This window comes from Rosettibacter primus (assembly GCF_036860675.1).
Classification (GTDB): domain Bacteria; phylum Bacteroidota; class Ignavibacteria; order Ignavibacteriales; family Melioribacteraceae; genus Rosettibacter; species Rosettibacter primus.
Genome location: NZ_JAYKGK010000005.1, coordinates 1 through 17,562, shown reverse-complemented (window position 1 = coordinate 17,562; position 17,562 = coordinate 1). Strand labels below are relative to the sequence as shown.

The following is a 17,562-nucleotide window of genomic DNA, read 5'->3' as shown; positions in this document are numbered from 1 at the left end:
AAATCCTCTATACATTTTTTCCGTGACAATTTTTATATTTTTTTCCGCTACCGCAGGGACAAGGGTCATTTCTTCCTACTTTTTCTTCTACACGGATTGGTTTTTGTTTAACCTGTGCAACTTTTTCCTGCGGTTGTGCTCTCAATCCAAGATTATCTGCACTATCTTTTATTGTTTGTAATCTTTGTTGAGGAGTTGGTCTTCTTCCCTGAACTTCAACAGGAGCTTGTGGCCAGAATTTAAATGCAAATGAAATTACTTCATTTCTAATATGTTCGAGCAATTGAATAAAAAGATTATAAGCTTCGGCTTTGTATTCAAGCAATGGGTCTTTTTGACCATAAGCACGTAAGCCTATTCCTTCTTTTAAATCGTCCATTTCTCGGAGATGTTCTTTCCACTTTTCATCAATTACACTCAACACTGCATATCTTTCAAGTCTTGCCATTAAATCAGAACCAAGCATTTCTTCTTTTCGATTATAGAAATCTTTTGCAGCCTCAAGAATTTTATCTCTAAATCCGTCCTTTCCGATTTTGTCAATTACATCAGGATCAATTTTGATATCTACAAGTGTATGCTGAAAAATTTCCTCTTTAATTTTTTCAAAGTTACCATCATCAAAGTATTTATCAATCACATCTTGAACAAATTCATCGAGATACTCAAAAATTTCTCCTTTAAGTCTTTCACCTTCGAGTGCTTGACGTCTTCTCGAATAAATTACCTCACGTTGCTGATTCATTACATTATCAAATTCAAGCAGACGTTTACGGATAGCAAAGTTATTTTCTTCAACTTTTTTTTGAGCTCTTTCAACAGAACGGCTAATTAAAGGATGTTGAATTGCTTCGCCATCCTGCATGCCAAGTCGACTCATAATAGAAGTGATTCGGTCACCACCGAATAAACGCATTAAATCATCTTCAAGTGAAATAAAGAATTTAGATGTTCCGGGGTCTCCCTGTCGCCCTGCTCGTCCTCTTAATTGTCTGTCAATTCTTCTTGATTCATGTCTTTCTGTTCCAAGAATATATAATCCACCAAGTTCTTTTACTCCTGCTCCTAATTTTATATCGGTTCCTCTACCAGCCATATTTGTAGCAATTGTAACAGCACCAGGTTGACCTGCATGTGCAACTATTTCAGCTTCTCGCTGATGTTGTTTTGCATTCAATACGTTGTGTGGAATTCCCTGTCGTTTTAACATTCGGCTCAATGTTTCTGAAACTTCTACACTTGTAGTACCAACAAGTACAGGGCGGCGTTGTTCTCTGAGTTGTTTTATTTTTTCAATAATTGCATTATACTTTTCGCGCTTAGTTCTGTAAATTGCATCATCCTCATCTACTCTTATAACAGGTTTATTTGTGGGAATAACAACGACTTCGAGTTTGTAAATTTCATAAAATTCTGCTTCTTCTGTTTCAGCTGTTCCTGTCATTCCTGCAAGTTTTTTGTAAAGACGGAAATAATTTTGTAGAGTAATTGTTGCAAGTGTTTGAGTATCTCTTTCAACCTTAACATTTTCTTTTGCTTCAATGGCTTGATGTAATCCATCGGAATATCTTCGTCCAGGCAAAATTCGACCAGTGAATTCATCAACTATTGCAATTTTGCCATCTTCTGTTACAACATATTCAACATCTTTTTCGAACAATGTGTACGCTTTTAGTAATTGATTGATGGTATGAATTCTATCTGACCTTTCTGAGTATAAATGATAAAGTTCATCTTTTTTACGAAGTTTTTCTTCAGATGTGAGATTCGGGTCGTTTTCAAGTTTACTTATTTCGGTTCCCAAATCCGGAATAACAAAAAATTCTTTTCCTTCACCAGAGCCCTGCGCAAGTTCTTCTCTTCCTTTTTCTGTTAAATCTATTTGATTGAGTTTTTCATCAATTGCAAAATAAAGTTCTTCATCAATTTCGGGCATTCTTTTGGCATTTTCTCTCAAGAATTCAAGTTCAGTTTGTTGAAGCAGTTTTTTATTCTCTGGCTCAGCTAAGATTTTCATCAAAGCTTTATTTTTAGGGAATCCTCTGTGTGCACGAAGCAATAGAATCCCTGCTTTTTCCCTGTCCTTTGGGTCATTTGATTGTAAAAGTTGTTCAGCTTCCTTTACGATTGATGCAACAAGGTTAGCTTGTTTTCTGAAAAGTCTTTCAACTTTTGGCTTCATTTCATCGAATTTGTGTTCGGTCTTTTCAACTGGTCCTGAAATTATAAGCGGTGTTCTTGCTTCGTCAATTAAAACAGAATCAACTTCGTCTACAATTGCATAATTATGACCTCGTTGAACACATTGGTCTTTAGATACTGCCATGTTATCGCGTAGATAATCGAAACCAAATTCATTATTTGTTCCATAAGTTATATCACATTGGTATTGCTTAATTCTTTCTTCTGTATCCATTGTATTAAGGATGCAGCCGACAGTTAAGCCGTGGAATTTAAAAATTTCACCCATCCATTCACTGTCACGTTTGGCAAGATAATCATTCACAGTTACAAGATGAACACCTCTGCCTGTTAAAGCATTGAGATACAAAGGTAGAGTTGCAACAAGTGTTTTACCTTCTCCCGTTGCCATTTCTGCAATTTTGCCTTGATGAAGTACAATTCCCCCCAGCAGTTGAACATCATAGGGAACCATATCCCATGTAATTTTATTTCCAGCAACTTCCCACGATTTACCAACAAGACGTCTGCATGTTTCTTTTACAACAGCAAATGCTTGAGGCAAAAGTTCATTTAATATTTCTTCATATTTTTCATCAAGCTCATTTTCAAGTCCTTCTATCTCATCATAAATTTTATGTTTTTCTTCGGCAGATTGAATTTGAGTTAATTGATTTTTTAATTCATCAATTTTATTTCTTAACTCTGCTGTTTCGTTTTGAATATATTCTTTGAACTGAGTTGTTTTGGCTTTTAATTCTTCGTCTGTAAGTTCTTTCAGTTTTTCAAATTCTTCATTAATCTGGTTAACAATAGGCCAGAGTTCCTTTAATGCATGAGTATTCTTATCACCAAATATTTTTTTAAGCAGTGTGCTAATCATTTATCTCTCCAGTTTTTCAGGTTTGAAAGTTAATTAATGAGGTTCTGAAATTCAACGAACATCATAATTTGCTGTAACTTATAAAATTGTGATTAATTATAGTTTCAATAATAATTTGTAATGCAAATATACCAATAATAAAAATTATGCTATTTATTATTAGTTAATTTATTTTTGTCAATTAAACAATTGAAAAAATAAGGTGCAAAAAAATCATTTTTCTTTTTCAGAGAATTTTGTTTCGAAATTGATTGAATTTACTCAGGGATTAATTTCTTCTGATGTTTTTGATAAAGCTCTTAGAGTGATGGAGCTAGAAGCAGGCAAGTACCATTTTTCTTCTTCTTCAGAAGCAAACTTGCTTAGAATATTTAACTCTCTTTATGATAAACACACTTTTTTCCACGAGCTTGTAAGATATCCTCATCATGCAGAGATTTTAATAGCAATTACTGCAAGCAGTAATTATTTAACAGATATTGTTGTAAGAAATCCGGAGTATCTTTATCAAGTGTTTGACCAGGAATATCTTGCTCTAAATATTTCTTCTGAGTCTTTAACAAAAGAACTTCAAAATGGAATTAATCGATATTCTACATTCAATGCAAAATTAAATTTTATACGACAGTTCAAAAAAAGATACATCTTGAAAATCGGGGTTAATGATATACTTTATCTTAGCGACCTTAAAACTATCACAGAACAATTAAGCTATCTTGCAAATTCAATTCTTTCTGTTCTGTTCGAATTGTGTTATCAGGAAACTTTATTGAAATATGATTTAAAGACCTGTAGAGAATACTGTCTATGTTCATTAGGGAAATTGGGGGGAAATGAATTAAACTACAGTTCAGATGTTGATTTAATTCTATTTTATGATGAAAATGAATACATAAAAGAAATTAAAAAAGAATATCACGAAATACTTTCCGAAGCCGCACTATTGTTTATAAAATCGTCTACCGAAATTACAGACAGAGGTTACATTTACAGAATAGATTTTCGATTAAGACCTGATGGTAAGTATTCTCCTTTGTGTAAAGCATACAGTGATTATACAAAATATTACGAAACAAGAGGCGAAGATTGGGAACGACAGATGCTAATAAAGCTAAATTATGTTTGTGGCAATTATAATTTGTATCAAAAATTTTATCAATTTCTTCAGCCGTATATTTTTCCGGCATCTTTCTCCACATCTCTTAAGGAACAAATAAAAAAAATGAAATATAACATTGAACTTCATAACAGAGAAAAAGAAAATGTTAAGTTGTTTCAAGGTGGAATAAGAGATATAGAATTTACTGTACAGGCATTGCAATTGTTAAATGGAGGGAGATTTAAAGAACTTAGAACAGGAAATACATTAAAGGCAATTGAACTGCTTTATGAAAAAAATCTTCTTAAACAGGATGAAAAAGATTTATTAATTAAAGCATATATTTTTTACAGAAGAATAGAACATTTCCTTCAATTAATGAATGATACTCAAACACATCTTATTCCATCAGAAGGGGAGCTGCTTTATAAATTATGCAGTTACCTTCGATACGATGACGAAAAAAAATTTCAAAAAGAATTAAGTGAAATAAGAAAACGAGTTAGAAATATTTACAATAATATATTGGGAGGCGATGATAAAAATGAAAAGATAGATTTAGGGAAAATTCATTTTAAGGATTATAACCGTGCTGAAAAAAATCTGAAATATTTAAGAAGCGGATTGGGATATTTTGAACAAAAAGAATTTGATTCCAAAACAATTGAGTTATTTAATCATATTGAACCTGAACTCATAAAATATTTAGAAAAATGTTCGTCGCCTGATGTTACACTGGATAATTTTGTTAAGGTAATAAGAGCATCAAAATTTCCTTCTATCTGGTATTCAGAATTTTTGAATAAACATTATTTCAAAAGTTTTCTAAAAGTATGTGAGTTCTGCTCAAAAGCTGTAGACATTTTGATACTCGATAAATCGGTTGAAGAAATTTTTTTATCACATGATATATTGATAAAAAATGTTGAAGATTATATTTCTAACTATAAAATCAATCAAATTATATTTTTACTTTCAGTTCAGTACACGCTGGGTTTAATTTCAACTGAAAAAATTTCCAGTTTAATTTGTAAATATGTTGATTTAAGAATCAGTAAGTTGTCATCACAATACAATTCAAAATATAATTATTTTATTGGAGGATTAGGAAGTTATGGTTCATACATGCTTAATTTTTCTTCTGATATTGATTTAATTATAATAACAGACAATGTAAATAAATATTCAGAAATACAGGATGATTTTCAGAAACTGCTGAAATTATTGCAAAATGAATTAAAGCCATTTGATATTGATGTTCGCTTAAGACCCGAAGGAAAAAGTTCTCCGCTTGTCTGGGGTGTAGAAAGCTATAAGAATTATCTTCAAACGAGAGCAAGAATTTGGGAATTTCAGTCATTATCAAAAATAAGATTTATCTCTGGCAATCAAAATCTTTTTAAGAAATTCAAATCAATTCTGATTAATCATATTAAATCACTTGATATGACTTATGTTACAAAAGAAATGCTTCACATGTATAGATTAATAATGAAAGAAAATATTTCGCATTATGATTCCACTTTTAATATTAAAAAGCAAAATGGTGGATTAGTTACAATTGATTTTTTGATTCAATCACAATTTTTTAATAATCCTAGATTGCAAGGGAAGAAGACGATTAATATCATTAAAAATCTTAAAAAAATTTTTCCGAAAGAAGATTATGAATTAATACTTGATAATTATTTGTTTTTGAGGAAAATTGAATTTGCACTACAGTGCATTTTTAACACAACAAGTGCAATATTTCCTGCGACAGAAGAAAGAAAGTCAATGGTTGCATCATTTTTCAAAATAACAACCGAAGAACTTCAGAAAAAACTTTCATCAGTCATAAAATCGAACATATTACTTTTTGAAAAATATGTTGGCAAAATTTGATTTTCTAAAAAAATTCTATGCTGAAATTACCGGTGTAGTAGCTTTCATATTTTATTTGACTACTATAGCTCCAGGAGTAATTCAAATTGACTCAGGAGAATTAGCAGCAGTTCAATCAACACTTGGAGTTGCTCATCCAACTGGTTATCCACTATTTACATTGATTGGTTATTTATTTCTTAGAATTCCTCTGCCATTTACAAAAATATTTCAGGCTAATTTGTTGGCATCAATATGGTGTGCAGCTGGTATTGTGTTTTTTGTTAAGTCTGTTAATTTGCTTTTAAGTAATATAAAGAATGATATAAATTTTGTTCGGAAAAGAAAGTTTAAGAATAATTCTTTAAATAAAATTTCTATTCTTGATTATAAAAATATTTTAGCATCATCAATCAGCGGATTATTTCTTGCATTTAGCAAAACTTACTGGTTTCAATCTACATCTGTCGAAGTTTATTCACTTCAAGTTTTTCTTTTCAATTTGATAATTTATTTGACACTGAAAACATTTTATGAAATCAAAAATAATTTGTATGAATGGATAAAAGCTGGCATAGCAATAGCATTGGGCTTTTGTAATCATATGACTACACTTCTTGTTTTGCCTTTTGTTATGATTTTATTTTTTATGAAAGAAAATTTCAATCGCATTGCTCTTAAAAAAATCATAATTACATTTCTTATTTCTGTTTGTGTAATGATATTAATTTATCTTTATCTCCCATTGCGTGCTTTTTCAAATCCAGTAATAAACTGGGGAAATCCAGTAAACTTTGAAAACTTCTGGAGACATTTTACAGGAAAACAATATCAGGTGTGGCTCTTTTCCTCATTTGATTCAGCTAAAAAGCAGTTTAATTACTATTTACAAAATTTACCAGATGAGTTTACTTATGCTTACTTTATTTTTATTCTTGCTGGAATATTTTGTAGTCTAAAAGTTTCAAAAAGATTTTTTTATTTATTCTTTACAACATTTTTATTTTCTCTTCTGTATGTAATTAATTATGATATTGTTGATATTGATTCTTACTTTCTTCTTTCCTTTATAATGTTATCCTTCTTTGGAGCTTATGGAATTAAATTCATAATCGAAAAAGCTGGTAAAATTTATTACTCAATTTCTTTCACTCTGATGATTTTGATTTATGTTTTTGTTTCAAATTATTCTCAAGTTAATCAATCAGATATATATACATTTGAAGATTACACGAAATCCATTCTTAAAAGTGTGGAAAAGAATTCAATAATATTAACTTATCAATGGGACTATTTTGTCTCGCCTTCTTACTATTATCAATATGTTGAAAATTTTAGAAGAGATGTTGCTGTTATCGACAAGGAATTACTCAGACGGTCGTGGTATTACAATCAGCTTGAAAGAAATTATCCTGATGTAATTAAAAATGTAAAAGAAGATGTTAATAAATTTTTAATAGCATTAAGACCTTTTGAACGCTCTGAAGAATATGATTCTGAGATACTTGAAAAATACTATAGAAAAATTATAACAGGTTTAATATCCAAGAATAAAGAAAATGTTTACATTGGGTTAGAATTATTTCAGAATGAAATGCAAAGAGGGGAATTACAGCTACCAGAAAATTATCAAATAGTGCCTCATCTTTTTATGTTCAAAGTTGTGAAGGGGAATGAATATGTGCCGGCTCCAGTTCCTGATTTTAAAATTAGAATTGCTGAGAAAAGAAATAAATACATTGATTTTATTGAGAATGTTATAGGAACAATGTTGACATATAGAGCAATGTATGAAATTCAATATGGTAAAATTGATAAAGCCAAGATGTATATCGATAAAATAAAAAGTGATTTAAAAAATTTTCACATTCCAGAAAGTATACTTAAGTTTATCAACTAATTATTCAAGTTCCTCCATTAATTCTTCATATCTTTCTTTGTCAACTTCTCTTTTTGTGAGGAATGACCTTAATAAAACATCGAGCTGTTGAATTAATTTTTTCTTATAATATTTTGGTGCATAGACAGAACCATCGAGCATGTAAATTCTTTTAGTTGGTTCATCATAAAATGTATAATTGATAAATGGACCTCCCATCGAGCCGTCTTTCATACGCCACAAGCCTTGTGTCATTAAAGCATAGCGATTTAAGAAATTAACTTCTTTCGTTGTTCTATAGTCATCAGAAATTTCAACATAACTTGAATCGTCGGATGTTCTATAAAATTTTTCTGTTAATTTATTTCTAATTGCATAAATTGAATCGCGATTTAGAAGAGCCGGCGAGGCATTATCAATCCAATGAACAAAAATCCATCTTTCCATGTCTGTCCCGGGAGCTCTTCTTAACCATACAAATTTATCTTCAGGTTTATCAATTGCAAGCAAAAAGTCTGTTTGAACATAAATCATCCAGCCATAGTCTCTCAAAAATCTTGCTTCAATATTTTTTTGTTCGTATCTGGAATTATAAAGACTTTTATAAAGTCTATCATTCGATATTTTTTGAAAATAATAGAGAAGATTTTCACTTTCCTTAAGAATATTTTTGTTTAATTGATCTATAGTAGGAGAAGTAATTATCATGACCAATTGGTCATTAGCCCAGAGATTATATTTATTAATAACACTAATTGAATCAGCATAAACCAATTTCTTTACATCGTTGGTTAGCATGCTGTTTATGTATTTAGCAACTTCTGATTGAGAGTTTAAAGGAGCAATAATAATTATATTCTTTCTTTCTTTATACTTTTCGAGCGAAGAAATATCTTTTCTTATGAGGTTAAAAAGATTTTCTGGCTGAGGAGTGTAAATTATTTTATTGAATACAGTTAGCAAAGCACCTTCGAGATTATAATATTCTGTTGAATCAGCAAATACATAAATATCATCTTCATTTCCAGTTGCAGTTTTTTTGGCATTGCATCCAGCAAGAAAAATTATAAATGTTAATAACAAAAAGCTTAAAAAGTATTTTTGTAGTTTCATCTTATTCATCTTAATTGTTGGTTTTTATACTTTAAGTAATTTTTTTTGTTTCATTAGTTTGGGACATTTGGAAGAACAAGGGGCATATGAGGTAAAAAAATTGTATAAAGAATCCACATTGAGATTCCCACAGTAATAGGTATTACAAGATTATCATCAGCCCAGCCAATTGATATATTTTCTGCTATCGCTCCAATTCCTGCAGAAACAAATCCAATTATAAATTCAATTAAATTTCCTTCAATTTTGGGTGTGAAAAGAATTACAATGCAGGAAAACAGAAAAAATGCTATGGTTCCTTCAAGACTTTTTAGTAGAAATTTTCTTTTTCCAAATTTTCTGCCTACAAGAGCAGCAGCAATATCTCCTATTATAAGTATTGAAAATGATGTAACAACAAAAATTTTGGGGAAAATAAGAATAACTATTACAGCAGATATCAATACATAAGTAGCACCATTTAAATTTTTTTTCTTATGGTCTTTTTCATGTCGTCTTAAAAGAAAACCGAAAATGCTGTAGAAGAAATCCTGAATTGGTTTGAAATAATATCTTCCTAAATCTATTATCAGGGATAAGATTAGTAGCGGAATTAAAATTTTTAGAGCTAGTTCTTTTGTAATAAAATAATAGATAACAGGAATAGAAAGAGAACAAAGGTGAATTGCTTTTCTTAAAACTTCACTTTGATAATCAATAGTTGCGTGTTCACTTGCTACCATCAGCTTTATCGGAATTTTTGGAGGATTCTTTTTTCTTTCTTTCTTCTAATAATTTTTGAACATGCTCTGGTATTTCCTGATCTTTGTTAGAATTATTTCCAGAGCCATTTCGTTTAACAGGGGGTAGTTCTTCTCCTTTAATAATTTTATCAATTTCTTCAGAATCAAGAATTTCTCTTTCGAGCAGTTCTTTTGAAAGTTTGTGCAGTAAGTCAACATTCTCAAGTAAAATCTTTTCAGCTCTTTCCATACAGGTCATAACAATTTTTTTAACCTCTTCGTCAATTTCTTGAGCTGTTTTTTCACTATAGTCTTTGTGTCTGGTAATTTCACGTCCTAAAAATATTTCTTCTTCTTTTGAACCATAAGCAAGCGGACCAAGTTTTTCACTCATTCCCCATTCACATACCATTTTACGGGCTATATTTGTAGCTTTTTCAATATCATTGCCAGCACCAGTAGTAAATCTTTTGAATACAATTTTTTCAGCTGCTCTTCCACCAAGTGCATAAGTAATCATTGCTTCGAGATATTCTTTTGAATAGGTATGTTTTTCATCAACAGGAAGATATGTTGTTACACCAAGTGCTCTTCCGCGAGGAATAATAGTTACTTTGTGAACAGGGTCAGCTTCAGGAAGCATTTTTGCTACAAGAACATGGCCAATTTCGTGATAAGCAGTAATCTTTTTCTCCTCTTCTGAAATAATTAAACTTTTTCTTTCCATTCCCATCATTACTTTATCTTTTGCCTCTTCAAAGTCTTCCATAGAAACTTTCTTTTTGTTTTTACGTGCTGCAAGAAGAGCAGCTTCGTTAACCATATTGGCTAACTCAGCTCCTGCGAGTCCTGGTGTGGCTTTAGCAAGAACTTCTAAATCAACATCTGAATCGAGAGGAATTTTTCTTGTGTGAACTTTTAAGATTCCTTCTCTTCCTTTTACATCCGGTCGGTCTACAACGATTTGTCTATCAAATCTTCCGGGTCTTAATAATGCGGGGTCGAGAACATCAGGACGATTGGTAGCAGCAATTATAATTACACCACTGTTTTGTTCAAATCCATCCATTTCGACGAGCAGTTGATTTAGAGTTTGCTCGCGTTCATCGTGTCCGCCTCCTAAACCTGCGCCACGATGCCTTCCGACAGCATCAATTTCATCTATAAAAATTATGCATGGAGCATTCTTCTTGCCCTGTTCGAATAGGTCACGAACACGACTTGCACCTACACCGACAAACATTTCAACGAAATCAGCTCCAGAAATAGAAAAGAATGGAACACCTGCTTCGCCCGCTACAGCTCTGGCAAGAAGTGTTTTACCAGTACCAGGAGGTCCTAACAATAAAACACCACGCGGAATTTTTCCACCGAGTCTTTGAAATTTTGCTGGTTCTCTCAAAAATTCAATTATTTCCTGAAGTTCTAATTTGGCTTCATCAGCACCAGCAACATCTTTAAATGTAACTTTAACTGCCGATTCTGTTATTAACTTAGCTCTGCTTTTTCCAAAATTAAATATTCCTTTAGTTCCCCCAGCACCAGCCTGCATTCTTCTGAAAATTAATATCCAAATTCCAAAAATTATCAGCCATGGCAAAAGTCCAAATAAAATTGAAGTCCATTCATTTGATTCTTTTACAAATGTGAACTTGATATTTTTTTCTTTCCAAATCTTAACTTGATCCTGAAGTACGGGTTCTATAAGTGTTACACTGAAATTTTGAACATCAATGAAAGCACCGTTTAAGAAAATTTTTTCTTTTTGAATTAATTTTCCTTCGAATCTATAATCATTTACATCAGTTTTAATAATTTTGGCACTTGCTATTTTCCCGCCGTCAAGAAATTTTTCATATACATCATATGGAACATCAACAACATTAGGAGAACCAGATTTCATGAATTGCATAATGATTACTGCGGCAATTATTACAGTCCCCCAGCTTATAACACTTTTAATGATTCTCGACCAATCAAAATCTCCATCTGGTTTTTGAGGACCATTTCCAAATGGCGGCTTGGATTTGTTGTTTTTATGTCGATTTTCGTTGTTTGCCATAAAATAGAATTTCACCTTCCTTTTTATTCACTTAAAACATATATGGATTTTAAATTTCTGTATTTTTGAGCATAATCAAGGCCATATCCGATAACAAATTTATTCTGAATTCGAAATCCAATATAATCAATTTTAACATCATATTTTATACTATCTTCTTTCACCAGTAGTGAAACCACTTTCATGCTTGCTGGTTTATGCTCTTCAATTAACTTTTCAATATACTTAATTGATAGACCTGTATCTACAATATCTTCAACAATTATTAAATGTCTGTCTGTTATATCAGCATTCAAATCTTTTACTAATTTTACTTTTCCGGAACTTATTTTTGCATCTCCGTAGCTTGATAACTTGAAAAAATCGACCTCGCAGTTTATTGTGATATGTTTCATTAAATCTGCCATAAACATAAACGAGCCGTTTAGCACGCCAATAAAAATTGGGAGTTTAGCTTTATAGTCATGCGAAATTTCTTTTCCTAATTCAGCTACTCTTTTTTGTATTTGCTCTTCAGTAATGTAAGGAATAAACTTTTCTGTTCCTATCCACAATTCATCAGTATTTTGTGTGCCTATTTTATCCACAGCTTTAATATCCTCTTTGTTTGTGAAGTAATTTTAAATCTATCATCTATTCTTAAGCCCACAAGCCAGACAATAAATTTATTATTCTCAAGAACAAATTTATCTTTTTTTTCTGAAGATTTAACTTTTGCATCGGTTAAAAAATCAGAAATTTTTTTAGGTTTTTTCATTCCGAGTGGTATAAATTTATCACCCGGCTGCCATTTTCTTAAAATAAATTCATCGCTTAAATTATCAGCAGAAATGTATTCTACATTTTTGGATTTACCAAATTTAATCTCATTTCTGCTAACTTCTTCAATTTTTAAAGTCTTGCTGTTTAATACAGCACTTTCCCCGACTTTGATAATTGTTATTGAGCTGTTATCATTTTTATAAGAAAAAATTTCAATTCCATTTTTTTCTCTCAAGGCAAATATTTTCTTTGTAAGAAAAATTTTTTTCCCTTTTTGTTTTTCAAATAAAGATTTTATTCTGTATACGTCGTTGTATTCAATATGATAATTAAAATTATCTTTTAAAAGTTTTTTAGTGAATTCACCAAAAATTTCGTTTTCAATTTTTTTTGCAGATGATTTGATGAAAATGCAATCCTTAGAGATGCGGGTGTGCTTAGTGATTAATCCATTAATATAATTATCAATTATTGATGCAAGAACTTCTAAAATTTTTGATGAACGAAATATTGCCTCATCAACTTTTGGATTAATCCTTTCTCGTATTAAAGGAAGAATTTTATTACGAATAAAATTTCTTTTGAAGTCAATTTTAAGGTTTGAAGAATCAATTCGATAGTTGATATTATTATTGTTGAGATAATCTAAAATTTCTTCTTTCGATATAAAAAGAAAAGGACGAATAATATTTCTCCGTTTTATTGGAACTCCTGAAATGCCTGTATAACCAGTTCCGCTGAAAAGATTAATTAATACAGTTTCGGTATTGTCAGATAAATTATGAGCTGTGACTATTTTATTAAAATTGTTCTTCTTCGAAAAGTTCTCAAGAAAACTGTAACGTAGAATTCTTGCGGCTTCTTCAATCGAAAGTTTATTTTCTTTAGCATATTCATTAACATTTAACTTACATGAGAAAAAAGGAATGTTTAATGATTGACAAAATTCATAGCAGAATTTTTCGTCGTCGTCTGATTCTTTTCCTCTTAATTGATGATTAAAATGAACAGCAGCAATTTCTACTTTATATTTTTTTTTGAATTTATTTAAGAAATAAAGTGCAAATGTTGAATCAGGTCCACCGCTGAATGCAATTAGAAGTCTATCGTTTTTATCAATTAGATTATGTTGATTAATGAAGTTAATGATTTTTTGTTCTAATTTTTTCATCTATGCAGGAATGCCCAATTATATTATCTTCTCACAAATTTTATAAGTGCATCATCACCAATTTTATCTACATCTTTTATCGAATAATTGATAGCTTTTGATAAACTTTTTATTCCAAGATTGGAACAAAGAGGCAATCCATTTCCTAAAATTTTTGGTGATAAGAATATTAAAATCTCATCTTCAAGTTTTTGCTTTATAAAACTTGAAAATACTTTACTGCCTCCTTCAACAAGAACAGAAATAATTTTTCTTTCAGCAAGAATTGACAATGCTTTGAGTAAATCAATTTTCCCGTTTCTTTCTTCAGGCACAAATATAATTTCAATGCCCTTCTTTAGATATGTATTAATTTTTCTTTTTCTATTTTTATTCTTTGTAGAAGTAATTATTATAAAATTTTTATCAGAATTTTTTTTGACCAGATTAGAATTAAGACTTAACTGAAGATTTGTATCAAGTATAATTCTTTTTGGATTTCTTCCTTCAACCAATCTTACTGTTAATTCGGGATTGTCAATTTTTACGCTATTAAAACCAACCATAACAGCATCATATTCAGAACGAAGTTCATGCACCAAGCTTCTTGATTCAACAGAAGTTAACCATTTTGAATTACCACTGCTATCAGCAATTTTACCATCAATAGTTATTGCCATTTTAAGAGTAACATAAGGCAATGATTTAGTGCAGTATTTGAAGTAAAATTTATTTATATCAATGCATTCTTTTTCCAGCAAGCCAGTTTTAACTTCCAGACCTGCTTTCCTGAATTTTTTTACTGCCTGACCATTGTGCTCAGGCTGAGGATTGAGTGTTCCTATTACAATTTTTTTTATTTTGGATTTGATTATTGACTCAATGCAATCCTGCTTATCAGTTGATAGCGAGCAGGGCTCTAAATTTGTATAAAGAGTTGCACCATCAGGATTTTCTTTAGAATTTTTTATAGCTAAAAGTTCTGTGCTAATTTCGTCTGGAGAACTTCTATAAGCTGCTCCAATAATTTTATCGTTCTTAACAAGCAAAGTACCAACAAGAGGCGTAGGACTTACTTTACCTTTTCCTTTCTTTGCAAGTTCTAATGTAATTTGTATGTAAGATTCATCTAACAATTTACTCAATCCCCAGCACTTCAAATTTTATTATGCCTGCTGGAACTTTTGCTTCCACTGTTTGACCAACTTTTACACCCATTAAAGCTTGGCCAACTGGTGAAGTTATAGAAATTTTCCCTTTTTCTAAGTCAGCTTCTTCTGGAGATACAAGAATATATTCATATATTTTGTTGTTATTTAGATTTTTTACTTTAACTTTAGAAAGAATATGAGCCTGGTCTTTTGGCATATTTGATGTATCTATAATTCTTGCTCTTGAAAGTAGGTCTTCGAGTTTACTAATTTTTAACTCGAGTAATCCCTGTTCTTCTTTTGCAGCATCATATTCTGCATTTTCGGATAGGTCGCCGTGTGCTCTTGCTTCTGCAATTCGTTCTGCCATTTTTTTGCGACCATTATTTTTGAGTTCTGCTAATTCTTTTTCGAGTTCTCTAATTCGTTCTTTACTTAGATAAACAAAATTCGACACTTTACTTACTCCTTATTTGTTGCTAAAAAAAGCGAAATAAGATTTCGCTTTGTGTAAATCAAAAAAATTGCCACCGCATTGCAGTGGCACTGAAAAAATAAAAATTATATATGAAGTTTTCAACTATTATTTAATGGAGGGTATTAATATGAAACCAATCGTAAAGTTTATTCTACTTATGATTTTTGCAATTGCTATGGCAAACTTAGAAGCTGCTGTTGTTGTTTATCTAAGAGAAATTTTCTATCCAGAAGGATTTGCTTTCCCATTAAAATTAATTTCTGATAAAATATTGTTAATAGAAATTATCAGGGAAATTTCAACTATTGTAATGCTCTTATGTATTGCTTATCTGTGCGGTAAATCATCTTTAGAAAGATTTTTCTATTTCATTTATGCTTTTGGAACATGGGATATTTTTTATTATGTATGGCTTAAAATTTTTCTGAACTGGCCTGTCTCTCTTTTAACAGATGATATATTATTTTTAATTCCTGTTCCATGGATTGCGCCAATCTATGCACCTGTTATTATTTCAATTAGTATGATAGTGTTTTCAATTATAAGTATTTATTTACAGCAAAAAGGATTTTCTTTAAGAACAAATAAACTAAGTATAATCGCATCCGTAATTGGGGTTGCATTTATTTTATTTTCATTTATGTGGGACTTTCAAACTCGTATTAATTCGATTTCACCTGTAAAGTATCACTGGGAATTTTTATTAATTGGAGAATTTTTTATCATTTTTGGTTTTATTTATTTCATTATCAAATTGAAGAAGGAGTAAAAATCAGTTATCAAAATATTAGCTATTCTTTATAGTTCTCAATAGTAATAAAGCGATAATAAAGAATAAAATGTTTAGTAATGATTCAATTACACCGCTATAATTTAATATAATAATTTTAGGAAGAAGCTCAACAACAGGAATAATTTCAACGGAATTATAAAAGTAAATAAAGCTTATTAAATTTAATAAAATTATTGTAGTCGTTAAAGATGCTTTAAAGTGTAATTTAAATATTAGCATTAATGCAATAACGATTTGTAGCAAATTGATAAAAATTGATACTAATATTAATGTATCATCACTAAAAGTAATAGTAGATTTTAACTTTTCGATGATACTTTCAGGATAAGCCAGATTTGATACTCCCTGGTATAGCAAAAACGTTATCAATAACCAGTAAAGTATTGAATTAGTTATATTAAAAGGTTTTATATGCCTATAGATAAATTTTATGAAATGTAAATTATTAAAAGTATTATGCATAATAGTTGTTGTTTAGAAATTAACCAATTAAAGACCGGTCTACTTGCTTAGCTTTCGACCGGTCAATTGGTGCCCTCAAAACTTGGGTGCAAAATTAATTATTGCAGGACACTTGCGCATTAGGATAAAATACTAATTGAAGCGAAATTAATACTAAAAAAATACTAATTGAATAAAAATCGAATGGAAAAGTCAAAAGAAGTCCATTTAAGACTTGACAAAAAATTCTATGTTATTTTTAAAGTTAGTAAAGAGGATTACTTTGTGTTATAAATTTCATTTGGCTCAAAGAAAAGATTCTTTTCTTTAAGAAAATGGATTATTTCGGACTTTTTGGAAAGATTTAATTTTGCTTTGATGTTGCTGCGATAGTAATCAATTGTTTTTTTGGATAAGTAAAGTTGCTCGGCTATTTCTTTTGAGGTATAACCCCTGCTTATAAGTTTGAGTACTTCTATTTCTCTATCTGTTAAACCATACTTTTTCAAATCATTAACACTGAAAATATTACCACTGTCACCATATACAACAACTTTTCTTTTTCTAATAAGTTTGTCGATAAGTTTACTTTTTAATACAAAACCTTTTTCAGGTCCTAAAACTGTATTGAGAAGAACAAGAAAATTAACAAACATTAATCTGTAATTATATACTTTAAGGTGGAGAGTAATATCTGTATAGTAAATGTAACGGGATATTATAAAAATAGAGTGATAAACAACAAGGATTAGTAAATAATATTTTATTTCTTTTTTATTCCAGATATCATTTATAATTAAATTAACAAAATAACCTATTATTAATAACTGCAGTAAATTAAAGACCATAAATACTTTTAATTCCCGTGGGTCTAAAAAGAAGTAAATAATTACTCCAAGAAGAATTCCAATTTTATATCTTATGTTCAACTCTAAAATCCGATATAGGACATTAAAAAGTAGATTTTTTCTATAATGTGGTCAAT

12 protein-coding genes are annotated in these 17,562 nt (G+C 30.3%); 3 read left to right on the top strand and 9 right to left on the bottom strand.

Annotated features, from left to right (window positions below):
• Positions 1 to 7 precede the first annotated feature (7 nt).
• A complete protein-coding gene (secA, locus tag VJY32_RS07780; RefSeq protein WP_434968534.1) occupies positions 8 to 3,061 on the bottom strand; it encodes a preprotein translocase subunit SecA in 3,054 nt (1,017 codons plus the stop codon).
• Between the two features lie 250 nt (positions 3,062 to 3,311).
• Here secA and VJY32_RS07775 point away from each other — a divergent pair, with 250 nt between their 5' ends.
• Together VJY32_RS07775 and VJY32_RS07770 are read left to right on the top strand one after the other, a co-directional pair.
• Positions 3,312 to 6,047 carry a [protein-PII] uridylyltransferase family protein gene (locus VJY32_RS07775; protein WP_353677344.1) on the top strand — a complete coding sequence of 912 codons (2,736 nt, stop codon included), beginning with the start codon at positions 3,312 to 3,314 and terminating at the stop codon, positions 6,045 to 6,047.
• Entirely contained in the window at positions 6,034 to 7,926 is a 1,893-nt protein-coding gene (locus VJY32_RS07770; protein WP_353677343.1) for a protein O-mannosyl-transferase family, read from the top strand. The genes VJY32_RS07775 and VJY32_RS07770 overlap by 14 nt, the downstream gene beginning before the upstream one ends.
• On the opposite strand, the gene VJY32_RS07765 is transcribed toward VJY32_RS07770, so the two are convergent.
• Genes VJY32_RS07765 through greA form a run of 7 tightly spaced genes read right to left on the bottom strand, consistent with a single transcriptional unit; the run spans position 7,927 to position 15,322 of the window.
• A complete protein-coding gene (locus VJY32_RS07765; RefSeq protein WP_353677342.1) occupies positions 7,927 to 9,018 on the bottom strand; it encodes a DUF4837 family protein in 1,092 nt (363 codons plus the stop codon).
• Positions 9,019 to 9,071: 53 nt separating this feature from the next.
• Positions 9,072 to 9,740, bottom strand: a complete 669-nt coding sequence (locus VJY32_RS07760; protein WP_353677341.1) for a diacylglycerol/polyprenol kinase family protein — start codon at positions 9,738 to 9,740, stop codon at positions 9,072 to 9,074.
• Positions 9,727 to 11,802 carry an ATP-dependent zinc metalloprotease FtsH gene (gene ftsH / locus VJY32_RS07755; RefSeq protein WP_353677340.1) on the bottom strand — a complete coding sequence of 692 codons (2,076 nt, stop codon included), beginning with the start codon at positions 11,800 to 11,802 and terminating at the stop codon, positions 9,727 to 9,729. Before ftsH ends, VJY32_RS07760 begins: the two co-directional genes overlap by 14 nt.
• Positions 11,803 to 11,825: 23 nt before the next feature.
• Positions 11,826 to 12,389 (bottom strand): hypoxanthine phosphoribosyltransferase, encoded by a 564-nt coding sequence (gene hpt / locus VJY32_RS07750; protein WP_353677339.1) that lies wholly within the window; start codon positions 12,387 to 12,389, stop codon positions 11,826 to 11,828.
• On the bottom strand, positions 12,377 to 13,735 hold the full coding sequence (tilS, locus tag VJY32_RS07745) for a tRNA lysidine(34) synthetase TilS (protein WP_353677338.1): 1,359 nt from the start codon (positions 13,733 to 13,735) through the stop codon (positions 12,377 to 12,379). Before tilS ends, hpt begins: the two co-directional genes overlap by 13 nt.
• Positions 13,736 to 13,758: 23 nt before the next feature.
• Entirely contained in the window at positions 13,759 to 14,859 is a 1,101-nt protein-coding gene (gene ribD / locus VJY32_RS07740) for a bifunctional diaminohydroxyphosphoribosylaminopyrimidine deaminase/5-amino-6-(5-phosphoribosylamino)uracil reductase RibD (protein WP_353677337.1), read from the bottom strand.
• The gene (gene greA, locus VJY32_RS07735) at positions 14,852 to 15,322 is read right to left on the bottom strand and encodes a transcription elongation factor GreA (protein WP_353677336.1); all 471 of its coding nucleotides are present in this window, start codon (positions 15,320 to 15,322) and stop codon (positions 14,852 to 14,854) included. The genes ribD and greA overlap by 8 nt, the downstream gene beginning before the upstream one ends.
• 148 nt (positions 15,323 to 15,470) lie before the next feature.
• On the opposite strand from greA, the gene VJY32_RS07730 reads away from it, so the two are divergent.
• Entirely contained in the window at positions 15,471 to 16,112 is a 642-nt protein-coding gene (locus tag VJY32_RS07730; RefSeq protein WP_353677335.1) for a hypothetical protein, read from the top strand.
• Between the two features lie 743 nt (positions 16,113 to 16,855).
• On the opposite strand, the gene VJY32_RS07725 is transcribed toward VJY32_RS07730, so the two are convergent.
• The gene (locus tag VJY32_RS07725; protein ID WP_353677334.1) at positions 16,856 to 17,506 is read right to left on the bottom strand and encodes a response regulator transcription factor; all 651 of its coding nucleotides are present in this window, start codon (positions 17,504 to 17,506) and stop codon (positions 16,856 to 16,858) included.
• Between the last annotated feature and the right edge of the window lie 56 nt (positions 17,507 to 17,562).